Below are 24637 nucleotides of genomic sequence, written 5' to 3'. Positions count from 1 at the left end.
ACCCCATGAATCAACACGACGAAATCTATCTGATCGACCTGTGGCGCATCCTGCGCCGGGAATGGCGCTGGGCAGCGGCGGCGCTGGTGGTGGTGCTGGGCCTGACCTTTGCATTCATCCACCTGGCCAAACCGCAATGGGAAGCCACCGCATGGATCCAGGTTGGCGAGATCGGCCCGACCCCTGCTGGCCGCGACCCCAAGGTCGAGCCGTTCCAACGCGTCATCGACCGCATGAAGACGCGGCTCTTTCAGGATGCGGTGTTGCGTCAGGCGCAGGTGCCGCTCACGGGCCGCGCTGCGCAGTTGTATCGCGGCAGCCTGAAGCCGGACCCCGACCCATACGCCAATCTGATCGGTGTGACCATTCGCGCCGAGTCGGCGCAGCAGGCGCGCACCTTGGCGATGGCCACCGTAACCCAACTGCAGATGTTGCATGGCGACACCAATACGGCTGCGCTCGAGCTTGCGCGTGCGCGCCTGCAAGGCTTGAGCGAGGATCTGCGTGCGGCCACCACCAACCGCGAGCAGGCGCAGAAGCAGTTGCAAGCCGGGCAGGGCAGTTCCGCTGCCACGCCTGCGCAGGTACTGGCCGGCGTGTTGTTGACCGACAGCAACACCACCATTCGTGCTTTGAAGAGTGAGCGCGATGATCTGGTGGCACGCCTGACCGCGCGCTACACCTATCAGACCTCGCTGGCATGGCCGCTGTATGTGCCCGACCGCCAGGCGTATCCGAACGCGATCACCGCCTGGGCAGCCGGCCTGCTGGCCGGGGCAGGGCTGGGCGTGCTGGTCGCGGTGCTGCGCAATGCGGTACGTCGCCGTGCGCAGCCGCTGTAAGCGCTGTTGCTTAACGGCTGCGGTGGAGCATCGGCACAATGGCGATGGGTTGAGTTGCGCGTTACGCAGGTGCTAAGTGCTATGGCCGCAAAAGGTAGGCCGCACTGTGCATTGCTGTGCGTCGAGCCCACGTACTCGTGTCGAACGTGATCGCCTGAACAGCGTGCGTTTTACCCACCACGCTGCAACCAAAAAGGCAGCACCTGACACTCACAGGTCTATCAAGCGATGCCGCGTTGGCGGCGTTGCGTCCGGAGAGGGTCGTGAGAACAGCAGGACTGGTGTGGGAGGCTGCGCATGTCGTCAATCAATGAGCATGCGGCGCGAGGTGGCACGGTTGCGCCGGAACAATTGCTGGAAACGCAACGCGCGTTCGATAGCGTGGCTCCCGACTACGATGGCCCACGTGGTAACAACGCGCTGATCCAGCGCATGCGCACCACGTTGTGGGACACGGTGGCAGCCGAGCTGCCGGTGGGTTCGCGGCTGATCGATCTGGGCTGCGGCACCGGCCTGGATGCTGGCGAATTCGCACGCCGCGGGTATTCCGTTCTGGCCACTGACTGGTCGCCGGCAATGGTCGAGCGCACCCGCCACCGCGCGGTAACGCAGGGTCTGGATGAACGCCTCACCGCCGCGCATGTTGGTATTCAGCAGCTTGATCGGCTGGAAGGCAGTTTCGATGGCATGTACTCCAATTTCGGCCCGCTCAATTGCGCGCCCGATCTGCCGGCCGTCGCCGCCGAATGCGCACGTCTGCTGCGCGCCGATGGCTGCCTGGTGTTTTCAGTGATCGGGCGGATCTGTCCCTGGGAAATCGGCCATTACGCCTTGCGTGGGCGTTTCAAGCGCGCCGCGGTGCGTGCCGCCAAAGGGGCAATTGCGGTGGGCATGAACGGCCATACCATCTGGACCTGGTATCACCTGCCGCGTGAGTTCTACCGCGCATTCGAAAAGCATTTCGTGCTGGAAAGTTACCGTGCCTTGAGCTTGTTCCTGCCGCCGCCGTATCTGGTGGATTTTTGCGAACGCAATCCGCGCCTGTCCGAGCGCCTTGGGCGCTGCGACGACCGCATGGGCGGGCTGCCGCTGCTGCGCGACATGGGCGATCACTTTCTGATCGTGATGCGCAAGCGCTGAGTGGAGATGCCGATGGCCATGGCCGATGTCTGCCTGCAAGGCGCGCGCACGGTGACACAAGCGGGTCCGTCGCGCACCGCAGTGACCATCCGTGCGGGGCACTTCGGCGGCACCGTCGGCACCGGCACCTTGCGGCTGGATCTGCAAGGGCATGTGCTGGCACCGGGCCTGATCAACGCGCACGAGCATTTGCAGGTGAACTGCGTGCCGCCGCTGCCGCAGACCGCGCCGTTCGCCAACAGCTATGCATGGATCGAGGCATTTCAGGCGCATTTTCAGCACCCAGACGTTGCCGCCGCACTGCGCGTGCCCAAGGCAGTGCGGCTGCGCCATGGTGGCTTGAAGAACCTGTTGGCCGGCGTCACCTGCGTGGCCCAGCATGACCCATGGCACGCCACGCTGGATGAAGCGAATTTCCCGGTGGGCCTGCTGCGCAAATTCGGCTGGAGCTATGCGCTGGGCTGGACCGGCTACGGTCCGCCAGTGCAACGCAGTTTTGCCGCAACTCCTGCTGCGCATCCCTGGATGATCCATCTGGCCGAAGGTACCGACGCCGTAGCGCGTGCCGAGCTGGACGAACTCGACCGGCTTGGCTGCCTGGCCGCCAACACGGTGTTGATCCATGGCGTGGGCATGGGCCAGCAGGATATCGAGCGGGTGATTGCGCGTGGCGCCGCCGTGGTGTGGTGCCCGTCCAGCAATCGGGCGCTGCTCGGGCGCACGCTCGATCCGTGGCGCTTGTGCACGGCCGGCCGGTTGGCGCTGGGCACCGATTCGCGCATCAGTGGCGCACGCGACCTGTTGGAAGAATTGCGCGTTGCCAGCGAGAGTGGGTTGGCGCCGGATCTGTTGTTTGGCATGGTCACCACTGACTCCGCACGCATCCTGCGCATGGCAACGCGTGGACGTATCGCCCCCGGTGCCGTTGCAGATCTGCTGATCGTGCGCGACCGCGGCGGCGGGCATGCCAACAGCATCATCGGCTGTGACCGCAGTGCGTTGCGTGCAGTGATACGCAATGGCAAGCCGCGCATTGCCGATCCAGATTTTGCGCCGTGGTTCGACGCGGCCGGCATCCAGACCGTGCCGGTCTTGTTGGATGGGCGGCCCAAGTTACTTGACGCCACATTGGCCGACCCGGGGGTGCTGGCGCTCGAACCCGGCCTGCAGCGCGTGTCGCTGGAGCAGCCACCGCAGGCCACTGCGCAGATCGCGCATGCGCTGGCTGCCAATGGAGCACTTTCGTGAGCGCAGTGCCGGTCCTCGAACCCGCCGCGGCATATGCACTATGGGCGCAGGCGTATCCGCCGCACGCGCACAACCCGGTGATGTTGGCCGAAGAACGCGCCATGCTCGCCCTGATGCCTGCCAACCTGCAGGACCAGCACGTGTTAGACGCCGGCTGCGGCAGCGGCCGCTACATCCTGCACGCATTGCGCCGCGGCGCGCGGCACGTCAGCGGTGTCGATCTGTCGCCGGAGATGCTGCAGCGTGCCGGCGCCGAGTTGGTACAGGACTGGCCGGCCGCACGCATCGACTTGCAACAAGGCAGTCTGGATCAGTTGCCGCTGACCGATGCGGTAGCCGATCTCAGCGTGTGCGGTCTGGTGGTGGGGCATCTGCAACGGCTGTGGCCCGCGCTGGAAGAACTGCATCGCGTCACCCGCGTCGGCGGCATCGTGCTGTGCAGCGACGTGCATCCGATCGGTCACGCGCTGGGCTGGCGCCGCGACTTCAAAGCGGACGGGCAGCACTACGCAGTGCGGCATACCCAGCATCTCTACAGCCACTGGCATTCGGCATGCACCGCACTCGGCTTTGCAATCGAAGCCGTTGCCGAGCCGATGCTGGACCCCGCCGATATTCCCGCAGGCGCGCGTTTCGACCAGACGGCATTACAGGTACCGGTTGCGTTGGTGCTGCGTCTGCGGCGCGTCGCATGAGCAAGATATTGCACGCGGTGGTCGCTGTCTGTGCGGTATGCGCAGCCATTCATTGGCACGCCGCGAGTGCGGCGTATGGCGGTGTCGTCACATTGATCGACGTGCAAGTGCTGTCATCCATATGAGCCTGCACGTCGCACAGCTGAATCTGGTTCCCACGCCCGATGGCTTAAGCGCGGAGCAGGTATTCGCGCAATGGCAATCGCTGGCCGACATCGCCGAGGCCGTCGCCAGCGCAGGTGTGCGTGTGTCGGTGATCCAGGCATCTGCCTTGAACACCCGCCTGCGTCATCAGGGCGTGGACTACCGCTTTGCCGATCTGCAACGACGTGGCAGCGCAAGTCGTGCGCGCACGCTTGCCGCACTGTTGGGTGAGATCGATGCTGACGTATTGCATGTGCACGGTCTGGAATTCGCAGGCGATGCGCGGCGTCTGACGCGCCTGCTGCCGGAGCTGCCGATTCTGCTACAGGATCACGCCAACCGGCCGCCGCGCTGGTGGAGCAGAAGCCTGTGGCGCACCCGTTATGCGGCCGCATCTGGCATTGCATTCACTTCGCTGGAGCTGGCGCAGCCGTTCACGCGTTCGCGGCTGTTCCGTCGCAGCACGCAATTGTTTGCAATCCCCGAATCGAGCAGCCGCTTTACCCCGGGCGATCGACTGCAGGCACGCGAGCAGACACGCTTGCACGGCGATCCGTGTGTGCTGTGGATAGGACATTTAAGCCCGGCCAAGGACCCGCTATGCGTGCTCGACGCGGTAGCCATGGCTGCGCGCATGGTGCCCGGGTTGCGGTTGTGGTGTGTGTTCGACCAGGCGCCGTTGATGGAGCAGGTGCAGCAGCGCTTGCGCAGCGACCCGCAGCTGGCGAAGTGCGTGCAGTTGCTGGGCAAGGTCGAGCATGCGCGCGTGCAGGAGCTATTGCGCGCGGCCGATCTGTTCGTGTCTGCCAGCCATACGGAAAGCTGCGGTTACGCCGCTCTGGAAGCCTATGCCTGCGGCTGCCTGCCGCTACTCACCGCCATTGCCTCGTTCCGCGCGCTCAGCGATGACGGCGCAATGGGCGAGTTGTGGTCGGTGGGCGATGCTTCGGCATTGTCGGAACTGTTGCTGCGCGTCAGCTGGCAACGCCCCTCGCGCGCGCAGGTGCGCGAGCATTTCGACGCACGCCTGTCGTTTGCCGCAGTGGGTCAGCGCTGGGCGCAGGCATACACCCAATTACGCGCCGCCGCGCCGGAGCGCATCGCATGAAACTGGCACTGGTGGTACCCGGTGGCGTGGATCGCAGTGGGGAAGTCCGCGTGATCCCGGTGTTCCTGACCGTGATCGAGTGGCTGGCCCGCAGCCATGCAGTACACGTCTTCGTGCTGCATCAAGAACCGCAGCCCGGCACCTGGAGCCTGCGCGGCGCCACCGTGCATAACATCGGTGCACGCCGCACACGGCTGCGCGCGATCGCTGCCATTCGCGATGAACACCGGCGTGCGCCGTTCGATGTGATCCAGGCAATTTTTTCGGGCTATTGCAGCTTGATTGCGGTGATTGCGGCAAAGTTGCTGCGCCGTCCCAGCGTGGTGCATATCGCCGGTGGCGAGCTGGTCGCACTGCATCGCATCGGCTACGGCGGCCGCCGGCGTTGGCGCGGGCGTCTGCGCGAAGCGGTAATTTTGCGGCTTGCCGATCGGGTGACGGCTGCCAGCGCGCCCATCATCGATTCGCTGCAGGCACTTGGCATCGCTGCGCAACGCGTGCCGCTGGGCGTGGATCTGCGCGCCTGGCCGCCTGCAGCGCCGCGGGCGCGCGCTGAATCGGTTGCGCGGCTGCTGCATGTCGCAAGCCTCAATCCGGTCAAGGACCAGACCACCATGTTGCAGGCGATGGCCGCACTCAAGCGTGCCGGTGTTGCCTTCACCCTGGACATGGTGGGCGTCGACACATTGGACGGCGCCATGCAGCGCCTGGTGCAGCAACTCGGCTTGCAGCAACAGGTGCGCTTTCTCGGCTTCAAGACCCAGCGCGAGTTGCGCCCGATTATGCTATCGGCCGATCTGCTGGTGTTGTCTTCGCTGCATGAAGCCGGGCCGTTGGTGCTGCTGGAAGCCGCCGTTGCCGGTGTACCAACGGTGGGCACTGCTGTCGGGCACTTGGTCGAATGGGCACCGATCGCGGCACTGGCGGTGCCACCAGGCGACTGGGCCGGAATGGCCGAGGCCATCCGCCAGGTGCTCGGCGACGACGAACTGCGCTTGCGTCTGGCCTGGGCGGCGCAGTGTCGTGCCGTCCGCGAAGATGCTGCGTTGACGACGCGGTTGTTCGAGCAGCTGTATCGCCAGTTGGTGTGAGCAGCGACCACTGTATTGACTGCATTGATGCGCGTGACAATGCGGGGAGTTTTCTTCGGTGCTCTTGTGCACCCGCGTCTTGATTGAGGAGCGTGCTGGACAAAACCTTTTTGCCCAGCCTCACGCCGGCTGCAGATACCCATCCAGCGCCGCACGCACCACATACAACATGTCGGTGCGGGGCACTGGTCGAGTCAGGCGCGTCATCAAGCGGCGTACCTGGGTTTGTCGCACCCACGGCTGATCTTGCAGCCATAACTGCGTCTGCAGCATGTCCGCACGTTCTTTGCGGCTTTCTGCTGAAGGCACGACGCGGTTGCGCAGATACTGCCGCGCCTCATCGAACGAACGCGACCATTCAATCCCCGGCAACGCCGACAGCCACAGGTTGGAACACGATGCAGCGGTGAGCGTTTGCCGAGCTGCGCGCAGCCGTAGCAGTGGAGGGCAGGCTGCATGCAGGCGCGCCATCACCGCAGCCGGTACCACGGCGCGGTAATAACGCTGCAGCAACAGCAGTGGCGGCAGCGCCCACCACGGTGGCATGGAACTGTCTTCCCGCAATTCCTCCCAATCGCGCGGACCCATGCGCGTGGTCAGCAAGGCCAGATCATGCAGATGCATCAGGCGAATAGTGCGATGGCAGATACCGCCCGCCGCGTGTAGCAGCAAGTGGCACATCAATGCGCCGATGGACGGGTAGGGGTTCAAGCCCGGTTGCGGGTGCTGCGGCCAAATCCGTGCAGTGATCTCCACGCTACTCACCGGCAAGCGCTCCTGGATGCGCGTATGCAATTCAATATTGATCGGCGCATCGCGGTGTTCGCCCAGTCCCGCCACGGCCTCGCCCTGCACCGGTTTGAAGACCTGGTGCTTCCACTGTTCGAAAGACGCGATATAGCCGAGTTCGCACAACAGAACGGCCACTGCAGGCGCGTTTTCCGGTTCCACCAGTAGGTCGATATCGGCCATTGGGCGGTCGCCGGGCAGATACAGGCCCAGCCGATGCAAGGCGGTGCCTTTCAGGCCCACCAGCGCGATGCCGGCACTGCGTGCAGCTGCGTCAATGCGGGTTAGCAACAGCGCGATCCGCCGATGGCGGTCTTCCACATGCCCACGCTGTTCGCCCAGGAAGGTGTTCCATTCGGCGTCCTGCCACAACGAACGGCGTTGCAGCAGTGGCGAGATGCCATGCGCCGCCGCCGCTGCGGCCGCCAGCTGCCATTGCAGTCGGTCCCACTGCGGCAATGCGTCGCCCGGCTGGGCCAGCTCCTGAGCGAGTCGCTCGGTCGCCGTGTGCAGGCGGTGCTTGATGGTGCGAAGGGAGGGCTGCATGCGCGTGGTCCGGTCAGGCAAAGCGATGGAGGAAACAGATTCAGAGCAGGCGAGGGTTAGCCCACCAGCACGGTGGCCAACTGCCGTGGCTGAAGCGCAACGCTGTAGGTCAGCGGCTCGGTGCGGTGTTGGCCTTCGCTGGCGATCAAGGCCGACCAGCGTGCTTCCAGCTGATCCGATGCCTGCGCAAACGCATCGGCCGTCATCGTGACGCGCGCCTGTTGTAGATCGACCTGCGTGTGCAATAGATCGCGCACGCTGCGATAGAACTCGGAGTCGTACGCGCCACGGAACATCATCGCCAGATCATCGCTGTCCTCCCAATGGGTCTTGCTGCCGAGCTGATTTTTTACTTCTTCGTAGAATTTGGTGCCGGGCAGGGGATACGACACACTGACGCCGATGATGTCCGGGTTAGCCTGCGTCACCAGTGCGCGCGTGGCCAGGATGTCGTCAAGTTCCTCGCCCAGATACCCCAGCTGGATAAAGAAGCCTACGCGTATGCCTTGCGTACCCAGGCGCTCACGCGCGGCGATTACTTCGCCAACCTGCATACCCTTGGTCATCTTGTCGAGAATGCGCTGGCTGCCGCTTTCGGCACCGATCCACGCCTCCGCGCAACCGGCACGTGCCAGCGCTGCGGCCATGCGTTCGCTGGCAAGGTCGGCGCGGGTCTGGATGGTGAAGGGGATCGCACCATCGGCATCGCTCAACTGCTGCGCAAAGGTTTCCACCCAATCGATATGGAAGCCGAAGATGTCGTCGGCCATCCAGATATGGTCAGGCTGAAAGCTGCGTTTGAGGTGAATCATTTCTGCGGCCACCTCTTCGGCGCCGCGGCGTTTGTAGTGATTGCCCCAGATCGGCTTGGCGCACCAGTTGCAGCGGAACGGGCAGCCACGCGAGGCGGCCATGTTCAAGCTGAAATAGCCGTGTCGTTGTTGCCAGAAGCGCTGGTAACGCGGCATATCGACCAGATCCCAGGCCGGCAACCCGCTCAGGCGTGCGTCCGGCGGTTGCGCGCCAGGATGCACATGGGGTGTCGCAGGCAGGCTGGTGGCGATCCGATCAACGCCTGCCAGCCAATGTTCGGTGGCGATGTCCGGCTGTGCTTCCACGCGCTCAAGCAACGTAAGCAGCGGAGCGATGCCTTCGCCGATCAACACGGCATGCGCGCCGGCAGTCAGGAACACATCCGGGTTGTCGGAGGCATCCGAGCCCGCCACCAGCACGCGGCAACCGGCGGCGCGGGCTTGCCCGATCATGCGGCAGGCAGCGTCGCGCATCCGGCTCAGGCACATCTTGGTGAGGAAGTTGAAGTTGTCTTCGTAGAACACCACCAGATCCGGCTGCGCCGCATGCAGTGCGGGGGTGTAGTCCTCCACATCGTCGGCCAGCATCGCATCGAACAGACTCAGCGCATGCCCGCGTTCGCGCAGCAGCGCAGCGATTTGCAACGTTGCCAATGGCGGATACGGCTTGCCGCGCTCCCATTGTTTGGAGTCGTAACGCAGGAAATACGAATGACTGACCTGGATCTTTAGCATCTGCACAAGGCTCTCGTTCTGTCGCCAGGCGGGCGCAGCGGCGGCGTGCGCAGACGCCGGCATTCGGCTCGGCAGTAGGTGCGCATGCAGGCGCCTTTGGTTGCGTAGTGGTTTGCGCAGACACAGCCGCTGGCGACGCAACCTTTCTGTAGAGAATCGACACACATCGGCTGATTCAGTGCATTGGATACAGGCATGCCGCAGTTGGCTGCATGGGCGGAACACATCTCGTTGAGCGATGGCACAACTGCTATCGCAACAGGGGCTGCAGTGGCTGCGGATCCGTTCGGCGAGCAGCGTCCGCGGTGCTTGACCGTGCGTCGGCAGATTCTCGGCGCGTTGTTCCACTTCCAAAGCGATAGCGAAGCGCTACTGGCACTGGTCGATACCGCCTATGCCGGCTTGCCCGCGCATCGCTTGCCGGGCGCACCAGAATTTCACGTCACGCTGGACCTGCTGCCGCGTGCGCCGGGCAGCATCGGTGCAGAACCGCCACCGGTGCGCACGCATGCCAGCGGTGGCTTGTTATGCGGCGTCATGGATGCGTGCAATTACCTGATGCTGTCGGTGCCGCAGCACCGCGCAATGCTGGTCGTGTCCGAAGACATGCTCGCCCACGCGTATCACGTGCGTTACGAGTTGATCGAATTCGCCGTGTTCCTGCTGGCCGCGCGTGGCATCGGGCTGGTGCCGTTGCATGGCGCCTGCGTCGGTCAGCGCGGCCGCGGCGTGTTGCTGCTCGGCGCCAGTGGTGCGGGTAAATCGACGCTGGCCTTGCATAGCCTGCTCCACGGGCTGGACTTCATTGCTGAAGACGGCGTCTTCGTGGCGCCGGACAGCCTGCTGACCACCGGCGTTGCCAATTTCCTGCATCTGCGCGCCGAAGCGCTGGGCCTGGTCGATGCGCAGACGCACGCATGGATCAGCGCGTCGCCGGTAATCCGCCGCCGCAGCGGTGTGGAAAAGTACGAGGTCGATATCCGCCATGGTCGTGCGCATCTCGCGGCTAAGCCCATGCAGTTGCACGCGGTGGTGATGCTTTCAAGGACACCGGCCAGCGTCTCGGCGCAGCGCCTGGTGGCGGTACCGACAAAGCAGGTCGCTGCTTCCCTGGCCCACGATCAACCCTATGCCGCTGGTCAGCCCGGCTGGCAGCGGTTTGTCGAACAGGTGCAGCGCATCGGCATGTTTACCTTGCACCGTGGCACGCACCCGCAGGCATCGGTGGATGCGCTGCTGCAGTTGTTGCAATGAGCAGTTGCCCGCAAGCGTGCCGCAGCGCAAGTAGGCGACAACCCGTGGTAACACGCTGGGAAATGCATGTTGTACGCACCTGAGATGCCGGCGATGACAGCGCAGCAGCGCATGCGCACCAAGCTGCAGCACTTCGTGAGCACGCTGGTGCCGGCAGACATGGCGGCGATTGCACTTTACGTCGCGTTATCGTTGGCCGCCGCGTTGGTCGGCAGCATTGTGGCCGTGTGTCTGCTGCCGCTGGTGCAGCCCGGTCACAGCGTGCAACTGGCCGGCTATCGTTTGGCATTACCGGGCGGGCTAGCCATGCAGGCGAGCCTGTTTGTGGCGGTGAGCGTACTATTTGCCGCCTTGCGCTGGCAGAGCGCACGGCTGGCCGCGCGCTTGACCAGCCGCTATGCCATCGGTCTGCGGGCACGCGTGCATGCGGCACTGATCGATGCGCCATTGCCTGCCTTGTCCGGTGCCAGTTCGGCAGAAATCGCCAATGTGCTCACCTACAACATCGAGATCGCCACGCAAGGCTTTAGCGCGGTGCTGCAGCTATTGGTCGCGGCCATCACTGCGCTGGTGAGCGTGTGCATCGCAGTGCTGATCGCCCCTGCGCTATTGATCGCCGCACCGCTGCTGGCGGTGCTGGCGTGGTTGGGCTTACGTATTTCCAGCGCCGATGCACAGTCACGTATCAGTCGTGCCTATGTGGCGGACATGACGCAGCTGTTCTGGCTAAGCGAAGATTTTCCGCGTCGTCTGCGCCACGTGCGTTCGTTTCAGCGTGAAAACGTCGAGACAACGCATTACGCGCGCATCTCGGCGCGGCTGGGGCAGGGGTATGCGCAACAGCAAGAGCTGGTTGCCGGCAGCCGACTGCTGCTCGAGCTCACTGCGGTGGTCGCCATTGCGGGCATTCTGGTGTTGGCCAATCGCTGGCAGGGGGCCGATCGCGCTGCGCTGATCACCGTCAGTCTGTTGCTTGGCCGCTTGCTGCCGTACCTGGTCACCACACGGCAGAGCGTGCAGCAATTACGTTCGGCATGGCCGGCGCTGCAGTTGTGGCGCCGCTATGTGGACCTGGGCGTTGCGCGTGCTCATGTGCCGGAAGAAACCGCCGAACCATTGCCGGCCGCGGTACATATCGAACACATTGGGCTGTCACCTCCGCTGCCGCAGCTTGCACTCGAATCAATCTTGCTGGTGCCGGGTCAGATGACGTTAGTGGTAGGCGCCTCCGGCGTGGGCAAGAGCAGTCTGATGGACGTGCTTTCCGGCCAGACGCTGCCGGCGCAATTCGTTGCGCACATGGGCGGGCGCCGGCTCACGTTTTCCGCCTATCGACAGCTGGTGCGACACAGCGCCTATATCGGCCAGGGCGTCCGGCCGTGGCAACACACGGTGCGCGATTGCCTGCAGTGGGCGCTGCCCGGTGCCTCCGACGCACGCATGTGGGAAGTGCTGGCCGATGTTTGCCTGTGTGCGCGGCTGCAGCGCGATGCGCAAGGCCTGGACACGCCGATCCATGCGCAGGACGGGCGCCTCTCTGGCGGCGAGTCGCAACGCCTGTTGTTGGCGCAGGTCTTGCTGCGGCGGCCGACCCTGGCGGTGTTGGACGAAGCAACTAGCGCGCTGGACGCCGATGCCGAACATCAGCTGCTAAGCACCTTGCGCGCGCGTCTGCCACATACCGTGCTGGTGGTGGTGTCGCATCGCACCAGCCTGGCCGCGGTGGCGGATCGCACGGTGACCTTGGGTGGTGCACCTGCTAGACGAGTGCATATCAGCTCGGCGGAAATTGCCACACCGTACGACGTGCGCTAGGCGCGTCACACGCTGGCGGGTCGTTCGCTCCGGAAGTCGCTCACAACACAGAGCGCGCAATCATCAGGATCAAGTCGAAAACACGCAGGCGCTTGATGGGCTGGTTGCGCTGCGCACCGGCCGCGCACGCCAGGCGTGCGCCTAGTCACCGCGTTTAGCCGTTTTCACCCGCAATCTCTTCCAGTGCACGATTGCGTGTGCGCGGCCCGAACACTGCAATCACGCTCGCCACGATCGACATGCTGAGCGCGATGAAGGCCAGGACGCCATGGCTGCCGACTTGCGCAAGCAGCCAACCGATCAGCACGCTGCTCACCGCGGTGGACAGGCGGCTGAACGAATAACAAAAGCCCACCGCACGCGCGCGCAAGCCGGTCGGGAACAGCTCTGCCTGATAGCCGTGATAGGCAAAGCTCATCCAGGCGTTGCAGAACGCAACCATCGCCCCACACAGCACCATGCCGACGGCTTCATGCTGTAACGCGAACAGCCCGCCGAACAGCACCGCGCCCAACGCCGATGCGGTGATCTGCCATTTGTTTTCCCAGCGCTGCGCAAACCGCAGCAACAGCAACGGCGCCAGCGGGTAGGCCAGCGAGATTGCAAAGGAATACGCCAGGCTCTTGGTCACCCCTGCGTCAGCGCCTTGTGCCGAGATCAGCGCCGGCAGCCAGTTGCCGAAACCGAAGAAGCCGATCGCCTGAAACACATGGAAGACCACCAACATGCCGATGCGCCCGCGATATGGCGCGCGCCACAGCAGCGATGTCGGCATGACGCCGGCAGGCGAGGGTGCGGCTGCCTGCGGCTCGGGCAATGGCGCACCCACATCGCGCATGCAGCGCGCTTCCAGCTCGGTCACTACTGCATCGGCTTCTGCATGTCGGTCATGCGCGGCCAACCAGCGCGCCGATTCTGGTAAGCGGCTGCGCAGCCACCAGATCGCCAGCGCAAACACACCGCTGAGCAATACCACCCAGCGCCAGCCGCTCACACCCAAGGGCGCATACGGCACCAACATCCACGCAGTCAGCGCCACCGTGGGCACCGCCAGAAATTGCACGAAAAATGCAAATGCAAACGCCGCACTGCGCATGTGCCTCGGCACCAGTTCGGACAGATAGGTGTCGATGGTAACCAGCTCGATCCCCAACCCGATGCCGACCACAAAGCGCAGCACGATCACCCCGGTAGCAGTGCTCTGCAGGCCCATCGCGACAGTCGCAGCGGTGTACCAGATCAAGGCGAAGGTAAACACCGGCCGACGCCCGAACCGGTCGGCAAACGGGCTCAATAACGCGGCGCCGACAAACAGCCCGAGGAAGGTTGCCGCCGCAAATGCGGCTTGATCGGACATGCCGAACGCGCCATCCGCACCGCTGGCAAAAATGCCGTCGCGCATCAGCCCGGGGCTGATGTAGGCAGTCTGGAACAGGTCGTAAAACTCGAAGAACCCTCCCAGTGCGAGCAACCCCACCAATCGCCATAGCGTCGCACTGGCCGGCAACCGATCGATCCGCGCCGCGATCTGTGCTGCAGGTGAGGGCTGTGCAGGGGCGGGCGAGGCAGTTGGAGACATGGGCAGGTAACCGCAGGCAGGGCATCGCCATGATAGCCAGCGTCCAGCTCGCACAGCGGCCACGCTTCGTCGCGCAGTCGATGCGTTCGTCTGCGCGCGGGAGGGTGCCGAGTATTCGCTTGTATCGAAATGATGTGGTCGCGCAAACGGAGCGAATGCGACCACATCGGCACCGAAGCACCACCCAACCCGCAGATACAGCGCGCTCTGCCAGCAGCAAGCTCAACAGTCCAGCTGCTGCTTGTCCGAGCCCATCAATCCGTCCGTTGTCCGACTGCTGGAATGCTGTAATCCCCTCAGCACCCTCCGAGCCGCTGGCAAAGCCGCCAGGCCAGCCCCATCTCTTGCACATCACTCTTCTCCGGAGTCACCCGATGACCCCCATTTCCGTGCTCGATCTGGCGCCAGTCTGCGAGGGCAGCGATACCACCCAGGCCTTCGCCAATATGCTCGATCTGGCTCAGCACGCCGAGCGCTGGGGCTATCAACGCTACTGGCTGGCCGAGCACCACAACATGCCGGGCATCGCCAGCGCCGCCACTGCTGTGTTGATCGGCCATGTCGCTGGCGGCACCAAGACCATCCGCGTCGGTGCCGGCGGCATCATGTTGCCCAATCACGCCCCGCTGCAGGTGGCCGAACAATTCGGCACGCTGGCCTCGCTGTATCCGCAGCGCATCGACCTGGGCCTGGGCCGTGCGCCCGGTACCGACCAGCCCACCGCACGCGCGTTGCGTCGCTATTTCGACAGCGCCGACCACTTCCCGCAGGACGTGGCTGAATTGATGCGCTATTTCGCACCGGCGGTGCCGGGGCAGCTCGTACAGGCCGTGCCCGGCGCAGGGCTTGAGGTGCCGGTGTGGTTGCTGGGGTCGAGCCTGTTCAGTGCACGTCTGGCGGCAGCGATGGGTTTGTCGTTTGCGTTCGCCTCGCACTTCGCACCCGACGCGATGGACGAAGCGGTGGCGATCTATCGCCGCGAATTCCGCCCGTCGGCACAGCTGGCCAAGCCGCACGTGATGCTGGCCTTGAATGTGGTGGCGGCCGACACCGAAGCGCAGGCACGCCGTCTGTTTACTACCCAACAGCAGAGCTTCGTCAATCTGCGTCGCGGCAAGCCGGGCAAGATTCCCGCGCCCATCGACGACATCGACAGCTTCTGGCAGCCGCATGAGCGCGTGGGTGTGGAGCGGGCATTGGCTTGCACTGTCCTCGGCGATGCCGAGCAGATCAGCCAAGGCGTGGCCGATTTCATTGAGCGCCACACGCCGGACGAACTGTTGTTCACCGCCAACATCTACGACCACGCAGCACGTTTGCGCTCCTTCGAAATTGCCGCGGCCGCATGCCGCGAACTGGACGTGACCACCGCGTGATTCACGTCGCTTTGCGCGGCGATCCGCTGTGATGAGTGCACATCCATTTGGAAGACAAGCATGCAATTTCAGGAACGCAGCGAGAGCATCAAGCAGTTGGCCGAATTGATTCGCGGCGTGGACATCGCGATGTTCACCACCGTGTCGGCCGACGGTAAATTGGTGAGCCGCCCGCTGGGCACGCAGGAAGTCGAGTTCGACGGCGACCTGTGGTTCGCCACCGCCGCCGACAGCCCGAAAGTGGCGGAAATCGCCGCCGATCCGCGCGTCAACGTGGCCTATGCATCGGCATCGAAAAACACCTATGTCTCGGTGGCCGGTACCGCACGCGTGGTCCATGACCGCGCCAAGATCGACGCACTGTGGTCCCCGGCAATGAAGGTGTTTTTCCCGGGCGGCAAGGACGACCCGAACCTGCGCCTGATCCACGTGCGCGCCGAATCGGCCGAATACTGGGATGGCCCCAGCGGGTTGCTCGGCAAGGCGCTGTACTTCGTTATGACGGCAGTGACCGACGATACCGCCAGCCTGTCGGACAACCGTGTGGTCGATCTGAAGTAACTGCGTCAGACACGCGCCGGACGTCTTGCGCTCAGCGCCAGGCGTCCGGCCACCAGTCGCGAATCAGGTCCACCAGCTGGTCGGAAGTGACGCCGAATACGGCCACCGAGATCAGCGCAGCGGCCCAGCCCACCAGCATCAGCGCACCGTCGCGTTCGAGCAGGGCTAGCGCGAACAGCAGCAGGATCAACCCGAAAAGATAGTTGGTCAACGGAATCGGCAGCGTCAGCAATATGCCGACCAGCACCAGCAGCACGCCGGTGAATACCTGCGCCGGCATCCGGTCCAGCATGCCATGCAGACGTGGTTTGAGCAGGCGATCCAGGCGTTGCAGCGTCGGTCCCAATTTGGAGACGAAGCGCTGGCTAGTGCGACGGCGCGGCCCACGTTCGCCGATGAAGCGCGGCACCCATGGCTTGCGCAGGCAGCACATCATTTGCAGGCCGATCAATACCGTCAGCGGGCCGCTGATGCCACCGGCCACGCCGGGAATCGGGATGAACGAGGGCAAGATCGCCAGGAACAAAAACACGCCGAAAGCGCTTTGCTGCAGGTCTGCCAAGATCTCGCGGACACGTAACACCTGGTCCGGGTCGCCCTCGCTGAAGGCCGCCAACAAGCTGCGGATGCCTTCGTTGCGGTAACGCATCTGCTCGCTGGTGTCGTCGCGCGGCGCGCTGCCGTCATCCGACGATGTCATCGCTGTCCTCGTCGCCTAGTCGGCTCAACAGCAGCTTGTCCACGCGCGCACCATCCAGGTCGACAATCTCGATGCGCCAGCCGGCCCAATCGAAGAATTCGCCGGCCTGCGGAATGCGCCCGAAGTAGTAAATGCACAGGCCCGCAAGCGTGTGGTAATCGCCTTCGTCGGCGTCCGGCAAGTCGGCACCGAGCACTTCGCGGAGTTCTTCTACCGGCAGCGAGCCGTCGATCAGCAGCGAGCCGTCGGCACGCGTGATCACCAGCGCGTCTTCGTCGGTATTTTCGACCGCCTGCAGACGGCCGACCACCGCGCCCATCAGGTCGCTGATGGTCACCAAGCCGCGGATTTCGCCGTATTCGTCGACTACCAGCGCCATCGACTGCTGTTCTTCGCGAAAGATTTCCAGCAACTTCATCGCGTGCGTGGATTCGGACACGAACAAGGTATCGCGTAGTGCCTGGAACAGGTTCTCGCCGTGCCCGCCCATGCGCGTGACCAGCGATTTGACTTCTAGCACGCCGGCAATGTCCTGGTCGCTGCCACGATAGACCGGGTAGCGGGAAAATTCGTGCTCGCGCATCACCTGCAGATTGCGTTCCGGCTCGGCGTTGGCGTCCAGCCAGGCGATGCGGTTGCGCGGTGTCATCAGGCTGTCGGCGGTGCGGTCGCCCAGCCGCATCACGCGATTCATCATGTCGCGCTCGTGCGCGTCGATCACCCCAGCTTCGTGGCTTTCGGCCACCAGCATGCGGATCTCTTCTTCGGTCACCGATGCCGATTCATTCTTGCCCATGCCCAACATCCGCAGGACCAGCCGGGTGGAGCGCGCCAGCACCCACACCCCGGGCGCAGCAATCTTGGCCAGCCAGGCCATCGGCACCGCAACGAAGCCTGCGATGTCTTCGGAATTGCGCAACGCCAACCGCTTGGGCACCAGCTCGCCGAAGATCAGCGTCAGGAAGGTGATCAGCGCCACCGCCAGGGTGCTGCCGATGACGACCGAATAAGGACGCGGCTTGCCGACCAGTTCGAACGAGGCCGCCAGGGCCGGGAACACGCCCTGCAGCCAACTGGCGATGGCCTCACCAATCGCTTCGCCGCCGAACACACCGGTCAGGATGCCGATCAGGGTAATACCGATCTGGACCGTGGAGAGGAAGTTTTCCGGGCTTTCCGCCAATGCAAGCGCCCGTGCGGCGCGCTTGCTGGAGCCGGCCATCTGCTTCAGGCGGCTCTTGCGCGAGGTCATCAACGACATCTCCGACATGGCGAAGAAGCCATTCAACACAATCAGGGCAATGACGATTAAAAACTCAACCACGGGCGTCTTCCCCGGTCAGTGAAGGGGAGGGCGGGGGAGCACTGGGTCTGCCGGCGGGCGAACAGGCCGGGCGGCAACACGGGGGGATAGGGTCGTCTTCCATAGGGTGCACCCGAAGGCGCGGGGGCATGTTAGCAAACCACAGGGTGGTTCGAGCCGGGAAATGCCGATGTGAAGGCAAGTTCTTGGCGCGAGATACCCAGAGAGGTCATGGAACGGTCATAATTCGCGCCTGGCGCTGTCTCTCCCTCGACGGCAGGAAGTTGTCCACCCATGTTCTCGTTGCAGACCATCTTCGGTTCCGGCAAGCAGTTCTATTCGCTTCTGAACGAAGCGGCGCAGGCCGCCTACGACAGCACCAAGGCGTTGCACGCTCTGATGCGCGAGTCCGACCGCCAACCCGCGCTGGACGCTTTCAAGCTGGCCCGCCTGCGCGAACGCGCCGCCTCCGACAAGATCGGCCAGGCGCTGGTGGACAGCTTCATGACCCCGATCGAGCGCGAAGACATCGAAGCGCTGGGCTCGGCGCTATACAAGATTCCCAAGCAGGTGGAAAAGTTCGCCGACCGCTATTCGCTGGCGACCAAGCATCTGGAACACATCGACTTCGCCCCGCGCGCAGCGATGCTGGAGCAGGCCGCCGGCGTGGTGGTGGAGATGGTGACCGACCTGCCACAGATGAACATCGACCGCATGACCGCGCTCAACGACAAGCTGCGCATGCTAGAAAACGAAGCCGACCGGCTGATGCTGGAGCTGTATCGCGACATCTATTCCGGCCGCCTGGACACGCTGCAGATGTTCCTGCTCAAGGAGTTCTTCGAGATTCTGGAAAAGGCCATCGACCGTTGCCGCGAGGCAGGTGTGGTGGTCTACCAGATCGTGCTGAAGAACAGCTGAGGTCGCCGCGTGCTTAGCTTAGTTCTGGTGGTCATCCTGGCTGCGTTGGTATTCGAGTTCATCAACGGCTTCCACGACACCGCCAACTCCATCGCCACCGTGGTCGCCACCAAGGTGCTCTCGCCCGGTTGGGCGGTGATGCTGGCGGCCGGCATGAACCTGATCGGCGCGCTGACCGGCACCGCCGTGGCGCTGACCATTGCCTCGGGCCTGCTCAACACCAACGTGGTCGAAGTCACCCCGCAGGTGATCTTGTGCGCGCTGCTGGGCGGGATCATCTGGAATCTGATCACCTGGTGGAAGGGGCTGCCGTCGTCGTCCTCGCACGCCTTGATCGGCGGCCTGTGCGGCGCTGGCCTGGCTGCGGCGCATAACAACTGGGACGCGCTGATCTGGTCGGAAAACATCGGCAACTGGGCCAAGAACAAGGGCCTGTTGTGGAAGGTATTCGTGCCAATGATCACCTCGCCGATCGCCGGCTTCCTGCTCGGCATCGTGGTGATGGTGCTGCTGTGGGCAATCATCGCCGGCATGTCCAAGCTCGGTGGCCGCATCGGGCGGCTGGCGCGGCCGCGCTGGGTCAACGCGTTCTTCGGCAAGGCGCAGATCGCCTCGGCCGCGTACATGGGCTATGCGCATGGCCACAACGACGCGCAGAAGACTATGGGCATCATCGCGATGACCTTGATCGGCGCGCAGTCGGCCGGTGCACTGGATGACCTGCCCAGCTGGCTGTCGTTCCTGCATCCGGGCACCGGCCTGGCAGCTGGCGCCGGTATCCCGATGTGGATCGTGCTGACCTGCGCGGTGGTGATGGCCGCCGGTACCGCGTCGGGCGGCTGGAAGATCATCAAGACGCTCGGCCACAAGATGGTCAAGCTGCATCCCATCCACGGCTTTGCCGCAGAAACCAGCTCGGCAACGGTGCTCACCGTGGCGGCGCATTTCGGCATGCCGGTGTCCACCACGCACAGCATTTCCACCGCCATCATGGGTGTGGGGTTTGCCAAGAACCCGCGGTCGCTGCGCCTGGGCGTGATCGAGCGCATCGTCTGGGCCTGGATCCTGACCATCCCGGCCGCCGGCGGCGTGGCGTATCTGATCCTGATGCTGTTCGAACTGTTCGGCTGGACCTGAGCCGTTTCGCGGTGCGGTCACGCACCATGGGCACGCTGCGATGCCGTACCGCGTAGACCCGCTTTCGGTGGGTCCGTCCGCACGTTATGAGTGAGACCCTTCCGCGATGATGCTGGCCTTGGTGTGCGTGTTGTTCGGCTTCGCTTGGTTGATCGACCGCCGCGGATTGCGGCGCTTTTCCCGCGTGTTGGGTCTCACCAGTTTATTGCTGGTGTTTGCGGTGGGCTGCGGTCCGCTGCCTTCCTGGATGCTGCAACGCCTGCAGCACACCGGGGTCAACGATTTCAACGCCTGGGGCGGGCGTAACGTCATCGTGTTGCTGGGCGCCGGCACCGTGCGCCCGGAAGGTCGTGACGCGGTGGCCGAAGCCAACATGTTTGCCTACGGCCGCATCGTCGAATCGGCGCGGCTGTATCAGCAATGCCGGCACAGCGGTGGCGATTGCAAGATCGAAATCAGCGGCGGCGATGCACGCGGCCTGGGGTTGTCCGAAGCGGTGGTGTATCAGCGCGTGTTGGTTGGCCTGGCGATTCCGCAGGCGGACCTGATCCTGGAGCCGTCGAGCATGAATACCTGGCAGAACGCGCAGTTCAGCCAGCCCCTGCTGCGCGCATACCGGCCCGATCGCATCGTGCTGGTGTCATCGGCCACGCATCTGCGCCGCGCCGAGTTGTATTTCCGCCATTTCGGTATCGATGCCACGCCGGTGCGCGCCGATTGGCTGACCGCCAGCTGGTCGATCCTGCCGCAGAGCTACAACTTCACCCTGGCCGATGTGGCGCTGCACGAATACCTCGGCATTGCGCGTTATCAGCTCTACCAATGGATGGGCTGGAACGTGAAAGCGACCGCGCCTGGCGCAGTGTAGGCACCAGCCTATTTCGCTCGTGCATCGCAGGACGTTGAGTTGCTCGGCGATCCAGTCATTCAGCGCGTTTCGTACATCGCCTTGACGTCGTTGCGGAACGCAGCCTGGCTGTCGGCACGGTTGTAGAACATGTGGCCGCCCGGATATTCGCGCACCCGCACGCGTTTCAAGTCGCTGCCCATTGCCGGCATCTGATCGACCGTCAAGACCGAACCCATGAACGGGCAGGAGAGGTCGTTCCAGCCATGCGCGATCAACACGCGCAGCTTCGGCTCGATCGCCACCGCCTGGCGCAACTGGGTCACCGCACCCTTGCGCAGTTCGTCGTTCCAGTCCCAGAGCTTGTTCACGTCGTAGTTGAGCGCGCGATATTGCGCATCGATCCTCCAGCCGACCACGCGGGTGACGAAGTCCACCATCGCGGTGGTGGGGGGGCAATGCTGCTGTCCAGCAGCGGGTCGTTGGCGCGTTGTTCGGCATCGTTGGGGAACGGGTCGAAGGCGGTCACGTTGGAATCGTAACGACTGCCCAACTCGCCCTTGTCGAGAAACACCTCGCGCAGATAGGCCTGGGTTTCCAGGCGCCCGCCGGAGCGCCGCACGTATGCCGGGTCCAGCCCGGTCATGCGGGTGACCTGCTGCAGCATCGCTTCGGTGGCCTGCGGATCGGTGCGTCCTTTCATCAGCGCCGCTGCGTAATCGCCGCGGGTGTAGTCGACCTGTTCAGTCGCGGCATCACGCCACGCGCCCGCCTGCACCGTGCCGCCGCACGCAGCGGCCGGCTGATTGGTTTACCATTCACGTCCAAGACCCCTTGCGAGAAGGTGGCCCGCGCCCAGCGCCGGCCCAGCGTGCGACATGAGCACTACCACCGCCCACTGCTGATCCTTGCCTGCGCCAGCGCGCAACGCGCCTGCGTGGTGGCGCCTCTGTTTCAAGCCTACCGAACCCTATTTCGAGCCTGCCCGGCAATGGGTAGATCTCTCATTGCAGCAGACCGCTGCAGCCCGACCAGACCTCATTCTTGCCCATGATCAACATCACGCTCCCCGACGGCAGCCGCCGCGAATTCGAATCCCCCGTCTCGGTGATGCAAGTCGCCCAGTCGATCGGCGCTGGCCTGGCCAAGGCCACCATCGCCGGCCAGGTCGACGGCCAGCTGGTCGACGCCAGCGACGTCATCGACCATGACGCCAGCCTGCGCATCATCACCGCCAAGGATGCCGAGGGCGTGGAGATCATTCGTCACTCCTGCGCGCATCTGGTCGGGCATGCGGTCAAGCAGCTGTATCCCGAGGTCAAGATGGTGATCGGCCCGGTCATCGCCGAAGGCTTCTATTACGACATCTACAGCGAACGCCCGTTCACGCCGGAAGACATGGCCGTGATCGAGCAGCGCATGCAGGAGCTGATCGCGCAGGACTACGACGTGATCAAGAAAGTCACCCCGCGCGCCGAGGTGATCGAGGTGTTCGCCCAGCGCGGCGAGGAGTACAAGCTGCGCCTGATCGAGGACATGTCCGAGGACATCACTGCGATGGGCCTGTACTACCACCAAGAATACGTGGACATGTGCCGCGGCCCGCACGTGCCCAACACGCGCTTCCTCAAGGCCTTCAAGCTGACCCGCATCTCCGGCGCGTACTGGCGCGGCGATGCCAAGAATGAGCAGCTGCAGCGCATCTACGGCACCGCCTGGGCCGACAAGAAGCAGCTGGACGCCTACATCCTGCGCATGGAAGAGGCCGACAAGCGCGACCATCGCCGCATCGGCAGGGCGCAGGACCTGTTCCACCTGCAGGAAGAGGCGCCCGGCCTGGTGTTCTGGCACCCAAAGGGCTGGTCGCTGTGGCAGGTGGTCGAGCAATACATGCGTAAGGTCTATCGCGACAGCGGCTACGGCGAAGTGCGCTGCCCGCAGATCCTGGACGTGTCGCTGTGGCAGAAATCCGGCCACTGGGACAACTATCAGGATGCGATGTTCTTCACCGAGTCGGAGAAGCGCACCTACGCGGTCAAGCCGATGAATTGCCCCGGCCACGTGCAGGTGTTCAACCAGGGCCTGCACAGCTACCGCGACCTGCCGATCCGCTACGGCGAGTTCGGCGCCTGCCACCGCAATGAGCCCTCCGGCGCGCTGCACGGCATCCTGCGCGTGCGCGGTTTCACCCAGGACGACGGTCACGTGTTCTGCCTGGAATCGCAGATCGAGTCTGAAGTCACCGCCTTCCATCAGCAGGCGCTGGCGGTCTACACTGCGTTCGGCTTCGACGACATCCAGATCAAGATCGCGCTGCGTCCGGAAAAGCGACTGGGCGACGATGCCACCTGGGACAAGGCCGAAGCCGCGCTACGCAGTGCGCTGGGCGTGTGCGGGGTGGAATGGCAGGAACTGCCGGGCGAGGGCGCCTTCTACGGTCCCAAGATCGAATACCACCTCAAGGACGCCATCGGCCGCACCTGGCAGCTGGGCACCATGCAGGTCGATTTCATGATGCCGGGCCGTCTTGGCGCCGAGTACGTGGACGAGAACAGCCAGAAGAAGCATCCAGTCATGCTGCACCGGGCGATCGTGGGTTCGATGGAGCGTTTCATCGGCATTTTGATCGAACACCACGCTGGCGCATTCCCGTCCTGGCTGGCCCCGGTGCAGGTCGTTGTCGTCAATATCACCGACGCTCAGGCTGAATATGTCGACTCGGTGCGGAAAACCCTTGCAAATCAAGGCTTCCGTGTCAGCGCCGATTTGCGTAACGAGAAGATCGGTTATAAGATTCGCGAGCATACGCTGCAACGCGTGCCATATCTGCTCGTGGTCGGTGACCGTGAGAAGGAAAATGGCGCTGTCGCCGTGCGGACGCGTTCGGGTGAGGACCTTGGGACCATGACGGTCTCGGCCTTCGTTGAACGCCTGCAGGCAGAGCAGGCAGCGTGAGCCAACCCCGGCCGGTCTGGATGATCCGGATGCGCCGGTTCGATTCCTCTGGGAGATTGCAATATCAGTACCCCTGACAACAAACAGAACCGCAAGAACCAAGAAATCCGTGTGCCGCGCGTTCGCGTGATCGGCAGCGACGGTGAGATGGTCGGCGTGTTGTCGCGCGACGAAGCGCTCGCCAAGGCCGACGAAGAAGGCCTGGATCTGGTCGAAATCCAGCCGCAGGCCGATCCGCCGGTCTGCAAGATCATGGATTTCGGCAAGTTCAAGTTCGAGCAGCAGAAAAAGGCCAACGAGGCCAAGAAAAAGACCAAGCAGGTCGAGATCAAGGAACTCAAGTTCCGCCCGGTCACCGACGAGGGTGACTACCAGATCAAGCTGCGCAACATGCGCCGTTTCCTGGAAGAGGGCGACAAGGTCAAGGTCAACATCCGCTTCCGTGGCCGTGAAATGAGCCATCAGGAGCTTGGCCGCGAGATGGCGGCGCGGATCGAAGCCGATCTGGGCGACGACATCGTTATCGAGTCGCGTCCGCGCCTGGAAGGGCGCCAGATGGTCATGATGATCGCGCCCAAGAAAAAGATCTGAAGATCTTCTTCGTTGCCGCACGGGCCCCTCGGCGGGGCCGTTGTGGTTGCAAGATCAATCAGTTGCAAGAATTCCCGGCAACGGGTAGAATGCGCGGCCCGCTTTTATTGGGGCGCCGTGCGAGCGGCACCAGGACCTGTCCGGATCGTGTTCGATCAAGGACTTACAAGCAGGCAAGGGCAAGGATGGAAAGCGTGGTCGCAAGACTGCCGCCCATGTCAGTGACAAAACATCATTAAGGACATTGCAATGCCCAAGATCAAGACCAACCGGGCGGCGGCCAAGCGTTTCCGCAAGACCGCCTCCGGCAAGTACAAGTGCGGCCACGCGAACCGTAGCCACATCCTCACGAAGAAGGCGACCAAGCGGAAGCGCAACCTGCGGCAGCCGAATCACGTCCGTGCCGAAGACGCAGGCCGGCTCGATCGTATGCTTCCCTATCTCTGAG

21 protein-coding genes and 1 pseudogene are annotated in these 24637 nt (G+C 63.8%); 16 read left to right on the top strand and 6 right to left on the bottom strand.

Going from position 1 to position 24637, the window contains the following annotated elements; genetic code table 11:
- The first annotated feature begins 5 nt into the window (after window positions 1–5).
- The 6 genes from KWO_RS13330 to KWO_RS13305 all read left to right on the top strand — a co-directional run bounded on the left by KWO_RS13330 (window position 6) and on the right by KWO_RS13305 (window position 6268).
- Window positions 6–842 (top strand): Wzz/FepE/Etk N-terminal domain-containing protein, encoded by an 837-nt coding sequence (locus KWO_RS13330; RefSeq protein WP_010363654.1) that lies wholly within the window; start codon window positions 6–8, stop codon window positions 840–842.
- Between the two features lie 297 nt (window positions 843–1139).
- Window positions 1140–1982: a class I SAM-dependent methyltransferase gene (locus KWO_RS13325; RefSeq protein ID WP_010363652.1), complete on the top strand. Its 843-nt coding sequence runs from the start codon at window positions 1140–1142 to the stop codon at window positions 1980–1982.
- A gap of 12 nt (window positions 1983–1994) precedes the next feature.
- Entirely contained in the window at window positions 1995–3230 is a 1236-nt protein-coding gene (locus KWO_RS13320; RefSeq protein WP_026113234.1) for an amidohydrolase family protein, read from the top strand.
- Complete coding sequence (locus tag KWO_RS13315; RefSeq protein ID WP_010363648.1) at window positions 3227–3925, top strand: class I SAM-dependent methyltransferase; 699 nt, start codon at window positions 3227–3229, stop codon at window positions 3923–3925. The genes KWO_RS13320 and KWO_RS13315 overlap by 4 nt, the downstream gene beginning before the upstream one ends.
- 121 nt (window positions 3926–4046) lie before the next feature.
- Window positions 4047–5177, top strand: coding sequence for a glycosyltransferase family 4 protein (locus KWO_RS13310; RefSeq protein WP_010378292.1), 1131 nt, complete (start codon window positions 4047–4049; stop codon window positions 5175–5177).
- Window positions 5174–6268, top strand: coding sequence for a glycosyltransferase family 4 protein (locus tag KWO_RS13305; RefSeq protein ID WP_010363646.1), 1095 nt, complete (start codon window positions 5174–5176; stop codon window positions 6266–6268). Before KWO_RS13310 ends, KWO_RS13305 begins: the two co-directional genes overlap by 4 nt.
- A gap of 120 nt (window positions 6269–6388) precedes the next feature.
- On the opposite strand, the gene KWO_RS13300 is transcribed toward KWO_RS13305, so the two are convergent.
- Together KWO_RS13300 and KWO_RS13295 are read right to left on the bottom strand one after the other, a co-directional pair.
- The gene (locus tag KWO_RS13300; protein ID WP_017112209.1) at window positions 6389–7603 is read right to left on the bottom strand and encodes a nucleotidyltransferase family protein; all 1215 of its coding nucleotides are present in this window, start codon (window positions 7601–7603) and stop codon (window positions 6389–6391) included.
- A 56-nt stretch (window positions 7604–7659) separates the two neighbouring features.
- A complete protein-coding gene (locus tag KWO_RS13295; RefSeq protein ID WP_010378283.1) occupies window positions 7660–9213 on the bottom strand; it encodes a B12-binding domain-containing radical SAM protein in 1554 nt (517 codons plus the stop codon).
- 132 nt (window positions 9214–9345) lie between these two features.
- Here KWO_RS13295 and KWO_RS13290 point away from each other — a divergent pair, with 132 nt between their 5' ends.
- Both KWO_RS13290 and KWO_RS13285 read left to right on the top strand, forming a co-directional pair.
- Entirely contained in the window at window positions 9346–10404 is a 1059-nt protein-coding gene (locus tag KWO_RS13290; RefSeq protein ID WP_010378281.1) for a phosphoenolpyruvate carboxykinase (ATP), read from the top strand.
- Window positions 10405–10497: 93 nt separating this feature from the next.
- Window positions 10498–12219 carry an ATP-binding cassette domain-containing protein gene (locus KWO_RS13285; RefSeq protein ID WP_026113233.1) on the top strand — a complete coding sequence of 574 codons (1722 nt, stop codon included), beginning with the start codon at window positions 10498–10500 and terminating at the stop codon, window positions 12217–12219.
- Between the two features lie 154 nt (window positions 12220–12373).
- Here the strand turns inward: KWO_RS13285 and KWO_RS13280 are convergent, their stop codons facing one another.
- Complete coding sequence (locus tag KWO_RS13280; RefSeq protein WP_017112208.1) at window positions 12374–13798, bottom strand: MFS transporter; 1425 nt, start codon at window positions 13796–13798, stop codon at window positions 12374–12376.
- A 374-nt stretch (window positions 13799–14172) separates the two neighbouring features.
- On the opposite strand from KWO_RS13280, the gene KWO_RS13270 reads away from it, so the two are divergent.
- On the top strand, window positions 14173–15174 hold the full coding sequence (locus KWO_RS13270; protein WP_010363633.1) for an LLM class flavin-dependent oxidoreductase: 1002 nt from the start codon (window positions 14173–14175) through the stop codon (window positions 15172–15174).
- Between the two features lie 60 nt (window positions 15175–15234).
- The gene (locus tag KWO_RS13265) at window positions 15235–15735 is read left to right on the top strand and encodes a pyridoxamine 5'-phosphate oxidase family protein (protein ID WP_010363632.1); all 501 of its coding nucleotides are present in this window, start codon (window positions 15235–15237) and stop codon (window positions 15733–15735) included.
- A 31-nt stretch (window positions 15736–15766) separates the two neighbouring features.
- Here the strand turns inward: KWO_RS13265 and KWO_RS13260 are convergent, their stop codons facing one another.
- Both KWO_RS13260 and KWO_RS13255 read right to left on the bottom strand, forming a co-directional pair.
- Window positions 15767–16435 carry an exopolysaccharide biosynthesis protein gene (locus KWO_RS13260; RefSeq protein WP_010378275.1) on the bottom strand — a complete coding sequence of 223 codons (669 nt, stop codon included), beginning with the start codon at window positions 16433–16435 and terminating at the stop codon, window positions 15767–15769.
- Window positions 16419–17759 carry a hemolysin family protein gene (locus KWO_RS13255; RefSeq protein ID WP_010363627.1) on the bottom strand — a complete coding sequence of 447 codons (1341 nt, stop codon included), beginning with the start codon at window positions 17757–17759 and terminating at the stop codon, window positions 16419–16421. The genes KWO_RS13260 and KWO_RS13255 overlap by 17 nt, the downstream gene beginning before the upstream one ends.
- A 273-nt stretch (window positions 17760–18032) precedes the next feature.
- Between KWO_RS13255 and KWO_RS13245 the strand changes: the two genes are divergently transcribed.
- From KWO_RS13245 to KWO_RS13235, 3 genes are all read left to right on the top strand, one after another.
- Window positions 18033–18659 (top strand): DUF47 domain-containing protein, encoded by a 627-nt coding sequence (locus KWO_RS13245; RefSeq protein WP_010363624.1) that lies wholly within the window; start codon window positions 18033–18035, stop codon window positions 18657–18659.
- A gap of 9 nt (window positions 18660–18668) precedes the next feature.
- Window positions 18669–19796, top strand: a complete 1128-nt coding sequence (locus KWO_RS13240; protein WP_010378272.1) for an inorganic phosphate transporter — start codon at window positions 18669–18671, stop codon at window positions 19794–19796.
- A 106-nt stretch (window positions 19797–19902) separates the two neighbouring features.
- Window positions 19903–20664, top strand: a complete 762-nt coding sequence (locus KWO_RS13235; protein ID WP_010378270.1) for a YdcF family protein — start codon at window positions 19903–19905, stop codon at window positions 20662–20664.
- A 59-nt stretch (window positions 20665–20723) separates the two neighbouring features.
- Here KWO_RS13235 and KWO_RS13230 read toward each other — a convergent pair.
- Window positions 20724–21394, bottom strand: a pseudogene (locus KWO_RS13230) (peptidase S10); the annotation flags it as partial.
- 299 nt (window positions 21395–21693) lie between these two features.
- Between KWO_RS13230 and thrS the strand changes: the two are divergent.
- From thrS to rpmI, 3 genes are all read left to right on the top strand, one after another.
- Entirely contained in the window at window positions 21694–23598 is a 1905-nt protein-coding gene (gene thrS / locus KWO_RS13225) for a threonine--tRNA ligase (RefSeq protein WP_010378267.1), read from the top strand.
- Window positions 23599–23646: 48 nt separating this feature from the next.
- Window positions 23647–24189: a translation initiation factor IF-3 gene (gene infC, locus KWO_RS13220; protein WP_080762940.1), complete on the top strand. Its 543-nt coding sequence runs from the start codon at window positions 23647–23649 to the stop codon at window positions 24187–24189.
- Window positions 24190–24438: 249 nt separating this feature from the next.
- Complete coding sequence (gene rpmI / locus KWO_RS13215; protein WP_010378265.1) at window positions 24439–24636, top strand: 50S ribosomal protein L35; 198 nt, start codon at window positions 24439–24441, stop codon at window positions 24634–24636.
- Window position 24637 lies beyond the last annotated feature (1 nt).

The sequence above is a fragment of the Xanthomonas vasicola pv. musacearum NCPPB 4379 genome (assembly GCF_000277895.2).
In the GTDB taxonomy this organism is placed as follows: Bacteria; Pseudomonadota; Gammaproteobacteria; order Xanthomonadales; family Xanthomonadaceae; genus Xanthomonas; species Xanthomonas vasicola.
The sequence above is the reverse complement of the archived record's forward strand: the minus strand, read 5'-3'. Positions and strand labels throughout refer to the sequence as shown.

What these genes read in the sequence shown, in the direction of transcription:
- KWO_RS13330 (WP_010363654.1), top strand. Translation starts at nt 6, where the DNA reads ATGAATCAACACGACGAAATCTATCTGATCGACCTGTGGCGCATCCTG.
- KWO_RS13325 (WP_010363652.1), top strand. Translation starts at nt 1,140, where the DNA reads ATGTCGTCAATCAATGAGCATGCGGCGCGAGGTGGCACGGTTGCGCCG.
- KWO_RS13320 (WP_026113234.1), top strand. Translation starts at nt 1,995, where the DNA reads ATGGCCATGGCCGATGTCTGCCTGCAAGGCGCGCGCACGGTGACACAA.
- KWO_RS13310 (WP_010378292.1), top strand. Translation starts at nt 4,047, where the DNA reads ATGAGCCTGCACGTCGCACAGCTGAATCTGGTTCCCACGCCCGATGGC.
- KWO_RS13305 (WP_010363646.1), top strand. Translation starts at nt 5,174, where the DNA reads ATGAAACTGGCACTGGTGGTACCCGGTGGCGTGGATCGCAGTGGGGAA.
- KWO_RS13300 (WP_017112209.1), bottom strand. Translation starts at nt 7,603, where the DNA reads ATGCAGCCCTCCCTTCGCACCATCAAGCACCGCCTGCACACGGCGACC.
- KWO_RS13295 (WP_010378283.1), bottom strand. Translation starts at nt 9,213, where the DNA reads ATGCCGGCGTCTGCGCACGCCGCCGCTGCGCCCGCCTGGCGACAGAAC.
- KWO_RS13290 (WP_010378281.1), top strand. Translation starts at nt 9,346, where the DNA reads ATGCCGCAGTTGGCTGCATGGGCGGAACACATCTCGTTGAGCGATGGC.
- KWO_RS13285 (WP_026113233.1), top strand. Translation starts at nt 10,498, where the DNA reads ATGACAGCGCAGCAGCGCATGCGCACCAAGCTGCAGCACTTCGTGAGC.
- KWO_RS13280 (WP_017112208.1), bottom strand. Translation starts at nt 13,798, where the DNA reads ATGTCTCCAACTGCCTCGCCCGCCCCTGCACAGCCCTCACCTGCAGCA.
- KWO_RS13270 (WP_010363633.1), top strand. Translation starts at nt 14,173, where the DNA reads ATGACCCCCATTTCCGTGCTCGATCTGGCGCCAGTCTGCGAGGGCAGC.
- KWO_RS13265 (WP_010363632.1), top strand. Translation starts at nt 15,235, where the DNA reads ATGCAATTTCAGGAACGCAGCGAGAGCATCAAGCAGTTGGCCGAATTG.
- KWO_RS13260 (WP_010378275.1), bottom strand. Translation starts at nt 16,435, where the DNA reads ATGACATCGTCGGATGACGGCAGCGCGCCGCGCGACGACACCAGCGAG.
- KWO_RS13245 (WP_010363624.1), top strand. Translation starts at nt 18,033, where the DNA reads ATGTTCTCGTTGCAGACCATCTTCGGTTCCGGCAAGCAGTTCTATTCG.
- KWO_RS13235 (WP_010378270.1), top strand. Translation starts at nt 19,903, where the DNA reads ATGATGCTGGCCTTGGTGTGCGTGTTGTTCGGCTTCGCTTGGTTGATC.
- thrS (WP_010378267.1), top strand. Translation starts at nt 21,694, where the DNA reads ATGATCAACATCACGCTCCCCGACGGCAGCCGCCGCGAATTCGAATCC.
- rpmI (WP_010378265.1), top strand. Translation starts at nt 24,439, where the DNA reads ATGCCCAAGATCAAGACCAACCGGGCGGCGGCCAAGCGTTTCCGCAAG.